We start from the raw sequence: 16076 nt of genomic DNA on the forward strand, positions 1-16076 counted from the left end.
GCCGGCAGCATGGGCGTTCTGGAAGATCTCGCTGACACACTGGCCAAGGATGCGATCGAGGCCAGCGAGAAGCTCGGCGACGAGGACATCATCACCCAGGTCGCCAAGCAACTCGGGGCGACCTCGACCACGATGGAGGAGACCTATCTCACCTCCATCCGCATCCGCCTTTCCGAACGCCGGGCACGCCGTTTTCTCGAAGCCCGCCTGGCGCCGAAGGACCAGCACTGACCCGGAACAACCGATAACCCCGCCCGGGCGTCGTTGCGGGTGCCGCGCCGAAACGCTATCAGCGATCACAACAGAGCGCGCGGACGGCTGACACCGTGCGACAGGACGGGAGAGCGGCGATGGAAAAGACTTGTCCGGTTTGCGGAGGCCAGGGAACGCTCACGATGCGCGTGCTGTGGCCGGAACTGATCCAGGAATGGGGCCTTGCCCCGCATGAGGTCGACTATATCGACCGCCAGCAAGGCGAGCTTTGCGTCCACTGCCATGCCAGCCGGCGCCACGTCGCCCTGACCGAAGCCTTTCGCACGGCACTCGGCGACACCCGCACCCTGCGCGAGATCGTCGCCGCCGCGCCGCAGATCTCGGTGCTCGACATCAACGGCGCCGAAGTGATTTCCGACACCTTGTCCGGCCTGCCGCATTACCTGCGGGCCGACTATCCGGAGGTCGACCTGCAGGCCTTGCCCTATGCCGAAAACAGCTTCGACATCGTGCTGCATTCGGACACGCTAGAACATGTGCCCTATGCGCTGCGGGCGCTGGATGAATGCCGCCGCGTTCTCAAACCGGGCGGCACGCTGTGCTACACGATCCCGATCATCGTCGGCCGCATGACCCGAAGCCGCCTCGGGATGCCGCCCAGCTATCACGGAATGCCGTCCGATAACCGCGACGACTATATCGTGCAGACCGAGTATGGCGCCGATGCCTGGACCGAACTTGCCCGCGCCGGGTTCACCCAGATTGGCATTCACACGGTCGATTTCCCGGTCGCGCAGGCCTTCACCGCGCGCAAGTGAGACGATTTTTCGTGCAAGTCGCCTGATCTTTATGCATCAGCGCGCAATCCCACCGCCACATGCTGCGATGCAGCATTGAAGGGCTGGCGTTACAGGCGCCCGCTTTGCAGCCTGACGAAAGGGAGGACAGATCCGGGATATCAAAGGAGCCCGCCATGTGTCTGACCACCGAAGCCCTCCTGCTCTTCATCAACCTGCTGTCGCCCCAGATCATCGAAGCTTCCGATCAGAAGATCGTCATTCATGCGCAAACACGTGACGCGGTCTGGGAAGCGCGCGCCGATCAGTGGTGCACCAAGGCGCCCCAGATCGACGCCGCCTTGCGCCTGATCACCGGCGAGCCTGTCTGAGCCGACGGCGGCCGCACCGCTGCGTGCGACCGCTGGACGGCCTGTCCCGCTCCGGGTGTCTTGCCAGCCCTGAACCAGAAGCGTAGAGGCAGGGCATGACTGATCGCCTCTCCTCCCAATTCGCCTTTCTCGACGAAATCGACCGCCTCAAGGCCATCGAACGCGCCACGCCCATCGGCGACAATTCTCGCCCCGAGAACTCCGCCGAGCATTCCTGGCATATCGCAATGTATGCGCTGGTGCTCGCCGACCATGCCGGGCCGGAGGTCGACATCTCCCGCGTTATCAAGATGTTGCTCCTGCATGACATCGTCGAGATCGACGCGGGCGACATGCCGATCCACATGACGCATGACGCCGAGGCGCATGCCGTCAAGGAAGCCGCGGCAGCCGAACGGCTCTTTGGCCTGTTGCCTGCGGATCAGGCTGCGGAATTCCGCGCGATCTGGACCGAGTTCGAGGCCGCCGAAAGCCCGGATGCCGTGTTTGCCAAGTCGCTCGACCGGGTGCAGCCGCTGCTGCAGAACCTCGCCGTCGGCGGCGGAAGCTGGATCGACTACAACGTGACCATGGATCATATCGACACCCGCGTCGGGGTCAAGGTCAACCGGGGGGCGCCTCGGATCTGGCAATTCGTACGCGCCCGGGTCGCACCCTTCTTTTCGGCCCCCCGCTAGGGTCCCCAGGCCGCTTTTCGCGTTCGGGCAGGAAGTAATCGACGGCGACAAAGGCCGTCAGCACCCAGACAAGCGCCGCGCCGACCTGCACCAGGCGGGAGAGCATCTTGCCTTCGACATCTCCGCCGAAGGGCGCCATGGCGCCGCCGAACAGGATCAGCGCAGTCGTCAGCGCGCTGCCCGCCAGCGCCGCTGACACATGGGCTGAGGTGAACCAGCGGGCGAAGCCGAGGCAAAGCAGCCCGGCTATGACCGCCATGAAGCCGAAATTCGTGGCGCTGACGACCAGTTCGTAACAGAGGATCGCCACGAGCCCGCCAGCGATATTGGCCAGCAGCATCCCCTTGGCAACGGCCGGGCCGGCCCCGGTCGAGGCGGCGAGTTGCTGGGCGAGGATGGCCACGAAAATCAGGGTCAGGATCGCCCCACTGTCGAAAAGGATGAACAAGGCGACGAAAGGCAGGGTCACCAGCATCATGCGCAGCAACCGCCGCTCCGGGTCAAAGGGCGGGGGAGCCTCGACTGCCGCTTCCTGCTCCGCGCTCATGGCAGCCGGCGGAAACAGGGCGAAGACGGCCCAGCAGGATAGCAGGGCGATCCCCATGTTGATCGGAAGCCAGAGCGCCAGCGTCCAGGCGACATCGAGCGAAAGCCGCGCCATGTAAGGCATCATCAGCGCGTCCATCAGCGCCAGCACCACGAGCAGCGGCGATTTTCCGGAAACAGAGAGCGAGAACCCCCAGCCGATCATAAGAGCTTGCGCCAGAAGGAAGCTCGCCGGATAGGGCAGCAGGACGGAAAACACCACGAAGCCCATCAGCAACAGGGCAAAGGCGGTGGCGATCAACATCGCCCCGGCCTTTGGGCTCGGCGGAGACGGCGCCTGTAGAAACAGCGCCGCGAAGACCGCGCCGAGAAAGGCGAAAGGCCAGTTAAAGCCCATACCGAGCACGAAAGGCGTCCAGACGCCTAGGGCCATCCGCAAGCCCTGCCCGTCCGCCAGCCTTTTCGCCGCGCCCTCCGGTCCGGCGTCAGTAGGCATAGGACAGCCAGGAAGAGAGCCGGATATACCAACGGCCGAGCAAGTTCAGCAGATCGTTCTGACCGGTATAGACGATAACCTCGGCCTGCCCGTTGAGCTGGAGGGAGATATCGTCGCCGAGTTCGGCCTTCTCGTAGCCCGGCATGACGATACGCACCGGGAAGCGCTGTGGATCCCGCATCCAGCCGGAGCTGCGCGGGGGGGAGGAAAGGCCGTCGGAGCCTTTCGATCCCACGGAGGCCGCACCGCTGAAACTCTCCACGCGCCCCGCAAAGACCCGCCCGGGATGAATATCGAGCACGATCTCGGCCCGGTCGCCCGGCGACATCCGGCCGAGATTGTTCTCGGTCATGTATGCCTCGATCCAGACATTCTCCGAATCGACGAAGGTCATGAGCGTCTTGCCCGCTGCCGCATAGGCCCCTGCGGCGATATCGAGGTTGGACACCACTCCGGCGGCAGGCGCCTGCAACTCCGTCCATTCCAGCCTGAGCTCGGCATCGGCCAGCGCCGCGAGTGCCCGGCGCACGCCCGGGTTATCCTCGCCCGCTGGTCCGAGTTGCTCGCGGGCGCGGTCCAGATCCGCCTCGGCGCCGGTCAGGGAGCTTTCCGTCTCGGCCAGCCGGGCACGCGCATCATCACCACGCGCCGCCGCGACCAGTCCCTTCCTCTCCATCTCGAAAACGCGCGCGGTCTGCAGCCGGATGTTCTCCAGGTCCGCCGCGGCGCGGCTGACCCTTGCCTGCGCAGCCTCGACCTCGGCCGAGCCAGCGCCGATCTGTTGCAGGGCGGTCTGCAATTCCGCCTGTGCCTTGTCGCGCGCGATCTCGTAGGGGCGCTTGTCGATCCGCGCAAGCACCGTTCCCGGCGCCACGAACTCGCCATTGGCCGCCGAGATCTCGGTCACGATGCCGGAAACCTGCGGTACAATCGGGGTGATCACCGCCTTGACGCGGGCATTGGAGGTGAAGGGGGTCTGCCGGTCGGCCAGCAGATACCAGGCAAAGAGCAATACGGCCAAAAGGCCAACAAGGCGAATGGTGGTCTTCACGTCCTATCCCCTGACACGGTCCGTTTCTTGCGCGGTTTTACGGTGAACCTGTCATATCCTCATGGAGAAATCACCCCGAACAATCGCTTCGAGGACCGGCCCGCCCATCATCGGGACATCCAGCACCGTAGGCGCTAACATCATTCAATCCGCCAGGATTTTCGGCAAGCCTCGAAAATGGGGAAATATTTTCGGTATACCTTCGCATACTGTCTTCCTGTGGGGGCCGGATTAGGCTATCAGACGGCAGAGACTCACATCCCGTCGCGAAAGGCGCAGCCATGACCAAGATCAAGGTGGACAATCCCATCGTCGAGATGGACGGCGATGAAATGACCCGGATCATCTGGGATTTCATCAAGCAGAAACTTATCCTTCCCTATCTCGATCTCGACCTTCTCTATTACGACCTCGGCATCGAGGAGCGGGACCGGACCGAAGACCAGATCACCATTGATGCGGCCGAAAAGACCAAGGAAGTCGGCGTCGCAGTGAAATGCGCCACAATCACCCCGGACGAGGCCCGCGTCGAAGAATTCGGGCTGAAAAAGATGTGGCGCTCGCCCAACGGCACGATCCGCAACATCCTCGGCGGGGTCGTCTTCCGCCAGCCGATCATCTGCCGCAACGTGCCGCGCCTGGTGCCGGGCTGGACCCGCCCCATCGTCATCGGCCGACACGCGTTTGGCGACCAGTACAAGGCGACCGATTTCAAATTCCCCGGCGCCGGCAAGCTGACGATGAAATTCGTCGGCGACGATGGCACGGTGATCGAGGAAGAGGTCTACCAGGCCCCCTCCTCCGGCGTTTTCATGGGCATGTACAACCTTGACGCGTCGATCCGGGATTTTGCCCGCGCCTCGTTCAACTATGGTCTGAAGATGGGCTGGCCGGTCTATCTGTCGACCAAGAACACGATCCTCAAGCAATATGACGGCCGGTTCCTGGAGCTCTTCCAGGAGATCTTCGATGCCGAGTTCGCCGACAGGTTCAAGGAGGCCAAGATCTGGTACGAGCATCGCCTGATCGACGACATGGTCGCCTGCGCGATGAAGTGGAATGGCGGTTTCGTCTGGGCCTGCAAGAACTACGATGGGGACGTACAGTCCGACACCGTGGCGCAGGGCTTCGGCTCGCTGGGTCTCATGGCATCGCAGCTGATGACGCCGGATGGCAAGATCGTGGAGGCCGAAGCCGCGCATGGCACGGTCACGCGCCACTACCGCCAGCACCAGGACGGCCAGCAGACCTCGACCAACTCCACCGCCTCGATCTTTGCCTGGACCGGTGGTCTGCATCACCGCGCCAAGCTCGACGAGAACGTGGCGCTGGCTTCCTTCGCCTCGACGCTGGAGCGGGTGGTCGTCGACACGATCGAGGCCGGTCACATGACCAAGGATCTCGCGCTGCTCGTGGGCCCGGATCAGGGCTGGCACACGACGACCGGTTTCCTTGAGAAGATCGACGAGAACCTCAACAAGGCGCTGGCGCTCTGAGGGTTTGGGCAGAGAAAAAGACATGGGCCGCAGCTGTTCGCTGCGGCCTTTTCTATTGAGCAAGGCGCGGACGGTCGCTCCATATCTCGGTCAAGAAGGGGGGCGTTGCCCCCCGCGCTCCTTCGAGCGCTCCCCCCAGGATATTTGGAGAAAGATGATGGGGGAGGCTGTCTTCGGAGTGGCGGAGTTCCGGCGCCTATTGGCGGATGAAGTTCAGGCGATCGAAACCGGACCGCCACGCGTCCACGCGTGGGGCGAGGTCTTCGGGACGGTTGGAACGCAGCGCTTCGGCGATCAATGCGGCAAGCTCCTCCATATCCGCAGCCCCCATGCCCCAGCGGACAAGCTCGGGCGTTCCGAAACGCAGGCCGTTCATGTCGCCTGCGACAGGAGGGATCGGCAGGCCGATTCCGCAGGCCAGAAACCCGGCCTTGCGAAGCGTCTTCGAGGCGGCCTGTCCTCCGCCAAAGGCGGCGACTTCCAATGCGAACTGATGCGAGCGGGTGAAGCCCTGCGCGGATGCGTAGACGGGCAGCCCCTCGGCGGCGAGCGCTGCAGCCAATGCCCGGGAGGTCTCGATCATCTCCCAGGCATAGGCCTCGCCGAAAGCGATCCAATCGAGCATGGTCACGGCCAGCGCCGCGGATTTGGACGCGTCGAAATTCGCGGTCATGCCGGGAAAGGCGATGGCGTCGAAGCGCTCGGCCAGATCGGCCTCGTTGGTCACGATCAGGCCCGACGGTGGACCGCCGAGGCTTTTATAGGTGCTCATCGTCATGAAATGCGCGCCTTGGGCCAGCGGATTATGCCATTGCTTGCCCGCGATGATCCCACATTGATGCGCCGCGTCGAACATCAGTTTTGCCCCCACCTCGTCCGCGATGGCGCGGGCCTCGGCCACGGGATGTTCGAACAGGTTGAGGCTGCCGCCGAGCGTGATCAGTGCCGGGCGCAGCTCGCGCGCCATTGCCGAAAGCGCCTCCAGATCGACCGTGTAGCCATCGGCCCGCACGGGCGCCTCGACGGTTTTCAGCCCGTAGAGCCCTGCGCAGCCTGCCGCGTGATGGGTGACGTGGCCGCCAATGCTGCCCGGCGGCGCGATGATCGTGTCCCCCGGTTTGCAGGTCGCCATGAAGCCGTAGAGATTGGCGATGGCACCGGAGGGAACGCGGATCTCGGCATATTCGGCCTCGAAGACCTGTGCACATAGCTCGGCCGCGATAACCTCGATCTCCTCGACCGCTTCCAGCCCCATCTCGTACTTGTCCCCCGGCCAGCCCAGCGAGGGGCGGGTGCCGATGCCGCTGGCGAGCATCGCCTCGGCGCGCGGGTTCATGACATTGGTGGCGGGGTTGAGGTTGAAGCAATCGCGTTCATGGATCTGGCGGTTTTCATCCACCAGCCGGTTCAGGCGCGTTTCCGTCTCGGCGGGCGTCGCGGCAGCGGTGCGTTCGGCAATCTCGGCAACGCGGGCCTCGCATTTGGCGGGAACCCAGGGGCGGCGGGCAAGCATGGGCAATCTCCTGTGAGCTGGCCCGAGAATGCGCGCGGCGGATTGAGCCTACAAACCAGTTTTGCTATTTTCTGGGGGTAGAAAATCTAAGGCTTTCGCATGCCCGTCGCACCTCCCCGCCCGAAAGGCCCGCAACTGACCGCGCTTCGCGCCTTCGAGGCCGCCGCCCGCACTGGCGGTTTCGCCGCTGCGGCCGACGAGCTTTGCGTAACGCCCGGCGCAATCTCCCAGCAGGTCCGCGCCCTGGAGGACTGGGCCGGAGCCGCGCTGTTCGAGCGCCAGAGCCAGGGCGTCCAGCTGACACGGCTGGGCGCGGAGATCCTGTCCGACACGACACGCGCTTTTGACCTTCTGGGACAGGTTCAACGCCAGATCCGCCACGGGGCCGACCATCCGGGCCTGGCAATTGCGGCGCTGCCAGCGGTCGCGCAGGTCTGGCTGGTGCCGAGATTGCCGGCCATTCGCGCCGCATTGCCGGGCAATGACATCTCGATCACCGCGCTGGAACAGCCACCGAACCTTGCGCGCGAATTGTTCGATCTGACCTTGTTCATTGACGCCCCCGAAAAGGGAGATGTGGTTCTGGCCCGTGACAGGCTCATTCCGGTCTGCCGCCCGGAGATCGCGGAAATGCTCCGGACGCCGCCGGATCTGCTCGGGGAGAGCCTGCTGCATGATTCCACCTGGACGCAGGACTGGCCGCTCTGGATGGAGGCGGCGGGCGTCTCGGCTCCGGCACTCCTGCCCGGCCCCCGCCATTCGCTCTACGCGCTGGCGCTGGAGGAGGCGCGGCAAGGCTCTGGCGTGCTGATCGGACATGCCGCGCTGCTGGAGCGCGAAATCGGCGCCGGCCGGCTCGTCGCCCCCTTCCCGATTGAACTCGACCAGGGGCACGCCCTCGTGGCGCGCCTGGCCAAACCGGCTTCCCCGGTGGCCAAACGCGTTCTCGATCTGCTGGCGGCCTGAGCCTCAGGCGGCCCAGCCGAGCCGGGCGACATGGATGTCGAAGAGCGGGTGCATCTCGGCCCCGACAACCTCCGGCTTTGCATGGCGGAAGGTCGAACGCCAATAGGGCTGAATGATCACACCCTCTTCCTGCATGATTTCCTGCAGCCGCTTCATCAGCACGCGGCGCTCATCGGCATCGGCAATCGCCATCGCCTTTTCCAGCGTCGCGTCGAACTCGGCATTGGCAAAGCCGCTCTCGTTCCAGGCCTCGCCCGAACGATAGGCCAGCGCCAGGGCCTGCACGCCCAACGGACGTTGCGCCCAGTCGGTGGTCGAGAAAGGATACTTGGCCCAGTCGTTCCAGAAGGTGTTGCCCGGCAGGATCTTGCGTTCGACCTTGAAGCCGGCGTCGCGCAGCTGCGCGGCAACCGAATCCGTGGTCGCCCGGCGCCAGTCATCGTCGATGGAGATCAGCTCGTGCACGTAATCCTGCATACCCGCCTCGGTCATCAGCGCCATGGCGCCCTCGGGGTCGAAGACGGGTGCGGGCAGTTCGGCATATTCGGGGTGGATCGGGCAGACGTGGTGGTTCTCGGCCAGCGTCCCCAGGCCGGAATAGCCCAGCTCCAGGCAGATCCTGTTTTCGACCGCCATGGCCAGCGCCCGGCGCACGCGAACGTCGGCATAAGGCTTGACGCCCTCAACCGCGGCCTGCTGGTTGGTGCGGAACAGGACCGTGTTGGCGGTTACCACTTCCGATTTCGTCCAGTCGATGGAATCGAACAGCTCGATGAACTCGCCGAGGCTCTCATAGACCATGTCGACCTCGTCGGCATCGGCCGCGGCAAAGATCGCCGCCATGTCGTCGCCGAAATCGACATATTCGATGGCATCCAGCGCGGCCTCGCCAATGATGCCCTGCCCCCACCACTGGTGGTCCTCGTTGCGCACCATGCGCGAGCGCTCGCCAACATGGAGGTATTCGGGCTTGTAGGGGCCGGTGCCGATCGGGTTCTCGAGCGGGTCGCCGGTGAAGCTCCGGTGCACGATGGCAGCGGGGTAATCCGAGAAGCCGGCGATCAGGGTAATGTCCGGCATGGCCGGGAAGAGCTTGAGCGTGGTCTCGTCGACGATCTCCACACCGCCCTCGCGCAGCTGGCCCGTCGCCTCGTCCACGAGGCTGGCCGTGCGGCTGGCCATGGAATTGCCCTCCGCCGCCTTGTCGCACCAGCGCGCAATGTTGAAGGCGACATCTTCGGCGGTGAAGGCGTCTCCATTGCTCCAGGTCACGCCTTTGCGCAGGTTCAGCGTGTATTCGGTGGCATCGGAGTTGATCTCCCAGCTCTCCAGCAAGATCGGGTCGAAACCGCCATCGGCGCGGTATTCCACCAGGTATTCCAGCCAGCCACGGGTGAAGTTGGACATCTGTTGCCAGTCGAACGAACGCGGGTCCTTGAGGGCCTTGACCGTGCTTTCGATGCGCAAGGTCCCGCCCTTGCGGGGAGCACATTCGGCACGGGCCGGCGCGGGCAGGCCGAGCAACCCGTAGGCCGCTGCAACAGATACGCCGAGCGAGGTTGCCCGGGCAAGGAATTCGCGGCGCGACAGCGTTCCGGCGCGGGCTTCGTCGGCATAGGCAATGGCGGCGGGATGGATCGGTTGGAGGCGATCAGACATGAAAGAACCTCGTTGCTTTCGTATGGACGTCCAGATTGCTTCGCGGGCGCCCGCGCGCGTTATGACTCCGGCGCCCGAAGCCGTACAATACCTGCCCGAGCCTGCGTCGCTATGCCCGCAAGCTGCGAACGCATCCGGCTGTGGGGTGTCCTGTCCCCCTCATGACGCTGGCCGAAACGCCATGACCTCCACGCCCCCGTCGCGATCGAACCGCACAACGCGCCCCGCCGGGACTTCGTTCCACCCGTCCTCATCAACCTCCAAGGGCTCGGAAACAACGGCAAAGCCCCCGCGTGTTTCCGAATAGCGATAAAACAGGGTCGGCGCGGCTTCGTCCGACGAATACCGCACCGCATAGAGCGCGTGCCCATCGCTATAAGCGGCCGAAAAGCGCATATGCGGCCCCTGGCCAAACTCGCGCGAGAGGGCTTCCAGCCGCCCCACTGCGCGCTCCATCGGAGCGATCGGATCTTCGTCCAGCCCTTCGGCAAGGGCGACCAGGAACAGGATCTCGCTGTCGGTCGCGCCTTTGCGATGGCTATAGAGCGCGTCCGGCACCATCATGTCGGCACGTTTGCGAAACCCCTCGAACCCGCCGACCTGGCCGTTATGCATGAAGGACCATCGCCCTACGGCAAAAGGGTGGCAATTGTTCCGGCTGGTCGCCGTGCCGGTCGAGGCGCGCACATGGGCCAGGAACAGCCCCGAGCGGACCTGTTCGCAGATCGCGCGCAGGTTCGGATCCGACCAGGCGGGATAGATATCGCGGTAGAGCCCGGGTTCGGGGCGCGCGTCATACCAGGCCAGCCCGAAACCGTCGCCATTGGTCTGGGTCGGGCACTTGGCGGCCTCCAGACTTTGCGTCACAAGCGAATGGCCCGGACGGCTGACCACCTCTTCCAGGAAGATCGGCGGCCCCGCGTAAGCGGCCCAACGGCACATTGGCATTCTCTCCCGACTTGTTTCCGGTACATTCCGGATTTTCCCTTCAAATACAGATCATCACCGACAATTGCAGTGCGGCACACAGGCCCGTTTCCTCTTGGTCAAATACGCTCCGGGGGAGTTCGGTTTGTTGCGCGCAGGTAAGACCGCCCTCTCCTGTGCGCAAACCAGCTCCGCCATTTCCGCTCTGGACCTCGCCAGAGGGATTTGCCATCTGCCCTGCATGAGCAACACCCAATCCGCCACCCGCGACGACACCCTCCGCCACACCAAGCTGGAGGACCTGCAAGGGCTCTCCATCGGCGTCTTCTTCTGTGCGCTCGGGCTGCAGTTCCTGACCCATCTGGGCTTTCTCACCGGACAAACCGCCGGCATGGCCGTGATCATTTCCTACCTCACGGGTTGGCCCTTCGGCGCGGTCTTCTTCGTCATCAACCTGCCCTTCTACTGGATCGCCTATACCCGTATGGGAGCGGAGTTCACCCTGCGCTCGCTGGCTTGCGTCACCGCGCTCTCGGTACTCTCCGAATGGCTGCCCGGCCACATGATGCTGGCCGAGATATCGCCTGCGCTCGGCATGGTGATCTTCGGCACGCTGGTGGGCGCGGGCCTGCTGATCCTGTTTCGCCACAAGGGCAGCCTTGGCGGGCTGGGCGTCTCCGCGCTACTGATCCAGGATCGCTTCGGCTTCCGCGCCGGCTATGTGCAGCTTCTGTTCGACGCCGTCCTCTTCACCATCGCCGCCTTCCTCTTCCCGGCCAAGGTGGTGCTCTACTCACTGCTGGGCGCCGTGGTGCTCAACTTCGTCATCGCCTTCAATCACCGGCGCGACCGCTATATCGCGACCTGAAAGGAACCGCCCGATGCCCAGCCACGTCCTCGCCCTGATCGGCGCCATCATCGCCGAAGTGATCGGCACCTCCGCGCTTCAGGCCAGCCAGCAATTCACCCGATTGGGCCCTTCGCTGATCGTGGTTTTGGGATACGGTGTTGCTTTCTACCTGCTGGCCATCGCGCTGAAAACGCTGCCGGTCGGCATCGCCTATGCCGTCTGGTCCGGGCTCGGCATCGTGCTTATCAGCCTCGTTGGGCTGGTCGTGTTCGGACAGAAGCTGGACCTTCCCGCCGTGATAGGCATCACCCTCATCATCGCCGGCGTGGCGGTCCTGCAGCTATTCTCAGGCAGCGCCCATCACTAGGCGTCCAGTTCGGCATCCCAATAGAGGAAATCCAGCCAAGACTTGTGCAGGTGATTGGGCGGGAATTTCCGGCCCGTATTGCGCAGTTCTTCCGAGCCGGGCCGACGCGGCGGCTTGAGCAGGCTCATCTTGGCCTGCCGGAGCGACTTGGACCCCTTGCGCAGGTTGCAGCATGAACAGGCCGCAACGACATTTTCCCAGCTGGTGATCCCGCCGCGCGCCCGGGGGACCACGTGGTCGAAAGTCAGATCGCCCGTGGTACCGCAATACTGGCAGCGGAATTCGTCCCTCAGAAAAAGATTGAAGCGCGTGAAAGCCACGCGCTTCTGCGGTCGGACAAAATCCTTGAGAACCACAACCGACGGTATTCGGATCTCCGTCGAGGGGGAGCGCACGACCTCGTCATATTCGGCCACGATATCCACCCGCTCCAGCCAGGCCGCCTTGATCGCCTCCTGCCAGGGCCAGAGCGACAGCGGGTAATAGGAAAGCGGACGATAATCCGCATTCAATACCAATGCGGGATAGTGCTTGAGGCTGTTCGGTTCGCGTACGAACTGGGTCCTGAAATTGCCGTCCATGTTGAGTGACTCCGCCCTCGCCCTGACTGCTCGCTGTTTCGGCTCAGGGCGGGACGACCCGCCCCGACATTTGTGACAACTATATGTGGCGTTTCCCGCCTGACAACCCCCGCGATACGGTGGCAGCCAGCTATTGGCTAACGAATGGGCGTTACAGGAATGTGACGGCGACCGACAAGGCGACGGAGGATGGCGAGATTCGTCGGCCAACTCCCGTCGCTGCACCGAAAAACCATATCAAAAATAATGGTTTCGAACCCGGAGCGCCCGTTTCAGCCCTTGTCGGGCGGATCGGTCAACAGGTTGATCAGCGTCGCGCCGAGGATCCAGATCGCGAATGCACAAAAAATGGCCACCGCCGGCGAATAGAGATGGCCGACAAAGCCACCCAGCGCGGCGACCACGCCGGCCGCGCCATTCACCCCCTGCAATTCCCGTCGCTTGGATTTCAGGTTCATCGCCAGGCTCCTCCCCGGGCAACACCCTAGCAATGAACCGAATCGCGGACCTTGACCCTGATCACATGGCCATCACGAAGCGCCATCAAATCGCGGCTTCAGCCTTCCTCCAGGCCCAGCTTCGTCCGCAGGAACCCCACGGCCTGCCCCAACCCATCGGGCGCGATACCGTGCCCGGTGCCCTTCATCACGAAGGCATAGGTTTCGAACTCGGCCTTCACGAGCGCATCCGCGGCCTCCTTTAGCGAGGCAAAGGGCACTACGTCATCCTGATCACCATGCAGCAGCAGAACCGGCATTTTCACCTTGGCTTCGCCAGCAAGGGTGTCGGGCTCCAGGAGCCGCCCGGAGAAGCCCACCAGCGCCCCAATCGCCGCGTCCCGGCGTGGTGCGACATGTAGCGACATCATCGTCCCTTGCGAGAAACCAACCAGCGCGAGCCGGTCTGGCGTCAGCCCTTCTTCCTCCAGCACCTTGTCGAGAAAGGCGTTCAGATCCTCGACCGCGGCTGCCATGGAAACTTTCGCGTCTTCCTCCTTTGAGCCGTCGAGCCAGGGGATCGGGAACCACTGATAGCCGAAAGGATTGCCGACGCATTTCTCCGGCGCATTCGGAGAATAGAAAACGGTATCGGGAAGGTGTGGGCCAAGCGGATCGGCGAGCCCCAGAAGGTCCGCCCCATCCGCGCCATAGCCGTGCACGAAGACGACAACCTGTTTCGCCGCGCCTTTCGCGGCTCCCTTGCGATCCGATTTCAGTTCCCGTGCCATGCCTGCGCTCCTCGTCGAAAATTTCGCCGCATGGGTGACAGGCACGGCGTGCGGGGTCCAGTGGAAAACCCGGATCGAGGACGTAAAAAACGGGGATGGGTTCGGAAAATCCGGCCGGTTCGCGATTGGATGCTTCGGGGGGGGCGTGGATCCGGAGGCGCCGTTCGGGCGCCTGCGGGCGTCAACGAGCCAGCTCAGCCGTTCAGAAGACCGACAGCAGCAGGACAGCGCCGAGAACGCTGAGACCGACGGCCATGGCGAGGCTGACCAGAACTTCCAGCTCGCTGTGGACGTTGTGTCCGGGATGGTGACGGGTGATGTGCGGGGTACGATGCTCCATATTTTCTCCTTCGGGCTTCACCCCGCGAGGCATCACACCCCTCGGGGCAATCCTGATATGGGAAGGCACGCCCGTTCCTTCATGTCACGCAACTGGGGGACAGCCCGCCCGCCGCCCGAATTCAGGCCGCGTCCGCACCGGTTTCGGCTGCACGCTGGACCGCCCACATACCGGCATAGCGGCCGTGTTGTTCCAGCAATTCCGCATGCGTTCCCCGCTCGACCACCCGGCCGGCCTCCAACACGATGATCTGGTCGGCCTCGACCACCGTGGACAGGCGGTGCGCGATCATGATCACCGTCCGCCCCTGCCCCATCCGGGCGAGCGAGGCCTGGATCTCCTGCTCGGTGCGCGTATCCAGTGCCGAGGTCGCCTCGTCCAGAAGCAGGATCGGCGGGTTCTTGAGGATCGTGCGGGCAATGCCCACCCGCTGCTTTTCGCCCCCCGAGAGCTTGAGCCCCCGCTCGCCCACCAGCGTGTCATAGCCCTTGGGAAGCGATTGCACAAAATCGTGGATCTCGGCGGCGCGGGCGGCCTCCTCCACCTCCTCGCGGCTGGCTTCCGGGCGCCCATAGGCGATGTTGTAATAGATCGAGTCGTTGAACAGCACCGTGTCCTGCGGCACGACACCGATGGTGCGATGCAGCGAATGCTGGGTTACGTCGCGCACATCCTGCCCGTCGATCCTGAGCGCGCCGCTCTCCACGTCGTAAAAGCGGAACAGAAGCCGCCCGATGGTGGACTTGCCCGATCCGGTCGGGCCGACAATGGCAAGGCTCTGGCCCGCCTGCACGGTCACCGACAGCCCGGTCAGGATCGGCCGCTCAGGCTCATAGGCGAAATGCACGTCGTCGAACACGACCTCCCCGCCGGAGACCTTCAGCGCCTTGGCGTCGGGCGCGTCAACGACCTCGGCGGGCTGCTCCAGCAGGTCGAACATCTCGCCCATATCGACGAGGCTCTGGCGGATCTCGCGATAGACGGTTCCGAGGAAATTGAGCGGCATGATGATCTGCAGCATGTAGGCGTTCACCATGACGAAATCGCCGACGGTAAAGGTGCCATCCGCCACCCCGATCGCCGCCATGACCATCACGCCCACGAGGCCGGCATTGATGATCAGCCCCTGGCCGAAATTGATCAGCGCCAGCGAATAGGCGGTCTTGAGCGCCGCGGTCTCATAGCCCTCCATGGCCTGGTCGTAGCGCTCGGCCTCGCGCCCGTCGGCGCCGAAATATTTCACTGTTTCGAAGTTCAGCAGCGAGTCGATGGCGCGCTGGTTGGCCTCGTTATCCTGCTCGTTCATCTGGCGGCGGATGCGCACGCGCCATTCGGTGATGGCAAAGGTAAACCAGACATAGAGCGCGATGGTCACCACGAGCACGGCCAGGAAACGCCAGTCGAAAAGGACGACGAGCACACCACAGACCAGCGCCAGCTCCAGTATCAGCGGCCCGATCGAAAAGAGCAGGAAGCGCAGCAGGAAGGACACGCCCTTGACCCCGCGTTCCATCACCCTGCTGAGCGCACCTGTCTTGCGACTGATGTGATACCGTAGCGAAAGCGCGTGGATATGGCGGAAGGTCCTGAGCGCCAGCTTGCGCAGCGCTCCCTGGCTGACACTGGCGAAAATGACATCGCGCAATTGCTGGAAGCTGACCGAGAGCAGCCGCGCCATGCCATAGGCCACGGTCAGCCCGATCGCGCCCAGCCCCAGCACGGTCGCGGCGTCGGGCGCGTCACCCGCCAGCGCATCGACGGCCTGCTTGTAGAAAAGCGGCGTCGCCACGGCGATGAACTTGGCCAGCACCAGGACCGACATGGCGCCAACCACGCGCACCTTCACCTCTCTCTCGCCCGGCGGCCAGAGATAAGGCGCGACATCCCTGAGCACCTTGTAGCCTCGGCGCCGCTCCTGATGGGTGATTGAATCGCTCATGAACCTGCCTTGTCAAAACCGCAGGCCACCCTAGATCTTGCCAGCGCCAATGGCCAGAC

At 63.9% G+C, this 16076-nt stretch carries 18 protein-coding genes; 8 read left to right on the forward strand and 10 right to left on the reverse strand.

The features are described from left to right. Positions 1-9 precede the first annotated feature (9 nt). The 4 genes from AX756_RS17275 to AX756_RS17290 all read left to right on the forward strand — a co-directional run bounded on the left by AX756_RS17275 (position 10) and on the right by AX756_RS17290 (position 2058). A complete protein-coding gene (locus tag AX756_RS17275; protein ID WP_068314449.1) occupies positions 10-231 on the forward strand; it encodes a hypothetical protein in 222 nt (73 codons plus the stop codon). Positions 232-350: 119 nt separating this feature from the next. Further along, entirely contained in the window at positions 351-1031 is a 681-nt protein-coding gene (locus AX756_RS17280; protein ID WP_068314452.1) for a class I SAM-dependent methyltransferase, read from the forward strand. Positions 1032-1186: 155 nt separating this feature from the next. After that, a complete protein-coding gene (locus AX756_RS17285) occupies positions 1187-1381 on the forward strand; it encodes a hypothetical protein (protein WP_068314455.1) in 195 nt (64 codons plus the stop codon). A gap of 95 nt (positions 1382-1476) precedes the next feature. Further along, positions 1477-2058: an HD domain-containing protein gene (locus AX756_RS17290; protein WP_068314460.1), complete on the forward strand. Its 582-nt coding sequence runs from the start codon at positions 1477-1479 to the stop codon at positions 2056-2058. Here AX756_RS17290 and AX756_RS17295 read toward each other — a convergent pair. Together AX756_RS17295 and AX756_RS17300 are read right to left on the reverse strand one after the other, a co-directional pair. Beyond that, positions 1985-3100: a DUF2955 domain-containing protein gene (locus AX756_RS17295; RefSeq protein ID WP_082739164.1), complete on the reverse strand. Its 1116-nt coding sequence runs from the start codon at positions 3098-3100 to the stop codon at positions 1985-1987. The two genes, AX756_RS17290 and AX756_RS17295, sit on opposite strands and share 74 nt — an antisense overlap. Beyond that, complete coding sequence (locus AX756_RS17300) at positions 3090-4151, reverse strand: HlyD family secretion protein (protein WP_068314466.1); 1062 nt, start codon at positions 4149-4151, stop codon at positions 3090-3092. The genes AX756_RS17295 and AX756_RS17300 overlap by 11 nt, the downstream gene beginning before the upstream one ends. Before the next feature lie 281 nt (positions 4152-4432). Here AX756_RS17300 and AX756_RS17305 point away from each other — a divergent pair, with 281 nt between their 5' ends. After that, positions 4433-5647 carry an NADP-dependent isocitrate dehydrogenase gene (locus AX756_RS17305; protein ID WP_068314468.1) on the forward strand — a complete coding sequence of 405 codons (1215 nt, stop codon included), beginning with the start codon at positions 4433-4435 and terminating at the stop codon, positions 5645-5647. A 196-nt stretch (positions 5648-5843) separates the two neighbouring features. Here the strand turns inward: AX756_RS17305 and glyA are convergent, their stop codons facing one another. Next, a complete protein-coding gene (gene glyA / locus AX756_RS17310; RefSeq protein WP_068314471.1) occupies positions 5844-7160 on the reverse strand; it encodes a serine hydroxymethyltransferase in 1317 nt (438 codons plus the stop codon). A 99-nt stretch (positions 7161-7259) separates the two neighbouring features. On the opposite strand from glyA, the gene AX756_RS17315 reads away from it, so the two are divergent. Continuing rightward, complete coding sequence (locus tag AX756_RS17315) at positions 7260-8126, forward strand: LysR family transcriptional regulator (protein ID WP_068314474.1); 867 nt, start codon at positions 7260-7262, stop codon at positions 8124-8126. A 3-nt stretch (positions 8127-8129) separates the two neighbouring features. Here the strand turns inward: AX756_RS17315 and AX756_RS17320 are convergent, their stop codons facing one another. Continuing rightward, positions 8130-9785 carry an ABC transporter substrate-binding protein gene (locus AX756_RS17320; RefSeq protein WP_068314477.1) on the reverse strand — a complete coding sequence of 552 codons (1656 nt, stop codon included), beginning with the start codon at positions 9783-9785 and terminating at the stop codon, positions 8130-8132. A gap of 159 nt (positions 9786-9944) precedes the next feature. Beyond that, positions 9945-10727, reverse strand: coding sequence for a class II glutamine amidotransferase (locus tag AX756_RS17325; protein WP_068314480.1), 783 nt, complete (start codon positions 10725-10727; stop codon positions 9945-9947). 226 nt (positions 10728-10953) lie between these two features. On the opposite strand from AX756_RS17325, the gene AX756_RS17330 reads away from it, so the two are divergent. Then, positions 10954-11580, forward strand: a complete 627-nt coding sequence (locus AX756_RS17330; RefSeq protein WP_068314483.1) for a YitT family protein — start codon at positions 10954-10956, stop codon at positions 11578-11580. Positions 11581-11593: 13 nt separating this feature from the next. Then, positions 11594-11929 (forward strand): DMT family transporter, encoded by a 336-nt coding sequence (locus AX756_RS17335; RefSeq protein ID WP_068314486.1) that lies wholly within the window; start codon positions 11594-11596, stop codon positions 11927-11929. On the opposite strand, the gene AX756_RS17340 is transcribed toward AX756_RS17335, so the two are convergent. From AX756_RS17340 to AX756_RS17355, 5 genes are all read right to left on the reverse strand, one after another. Further along, positions 11926-12510, reverse strand: coding sequence for an HNH endonuclease (locus AX756_RS17340; protein WP_068314493.1), 585 nt, complete (start codon positions 12508-12510; stop codon positions 11926-11928). The genes AX756_RS17335 and AX756_RS17340 overlap by 4 nt on opposite strands. A 272-nt stretch (positions 12511-12782) precedes the next feature. After that, entirely contained in the window at positions 12783-12968 is a 186-nt protein-coding gene (locus tag AX756_RS17345; protein ID WP_068314495.1) for a hypothetical protein, read from the reverse strand. A gap of 98 nt (positions 12969-13066) precedes the next feature. Next, positions 13067-13738 (reverse strand): alpha/beta hydrolase, encoded by a 672-nt coding sequence (locus tag AX756_RS17350; RefSeq protein WP_068314498.1) that lies wholly within the window; start codon positions 13736-13738, stop codon positions 13067-13069. Positions 13739-13940: 202 nt separating this feature from the next. After that, on the reverse strand, positions 13941-14078 hold the full coding sequence (locus AX756_RS25705) for a hypothetical protein (RefSeq protein WP_156461545.1): 138 nt from the start codon (positions 14076-14078) through the stop codon (positions 13941-13943). 121 nt (positions 14079-14199) lie between these two features. Further along, positions 14200-16017: an ABCB family ABC transporter ATP-binding protein/permease gene (locus AX756_RS17355; RefSeq protein ID WP_068314502.1), complete on the reverse strand. Its 1818-nt coding sequence runs from the start codon at positions 16015-16017 to the stop codon at positions 14200-14202. Positions 16018-16076: the final 59 nt, after the last annotated feature.

This window comes from Aliiruegeria sabulilitoris (assembly GCF_001558155.1).
GTDB lineage: Bacteria > Pseudomonadota > Alphaproteobacteria > Rhodobacterales > Rhodobacteraceae > Tropicimonas > Tropicimonas sabulilitoris.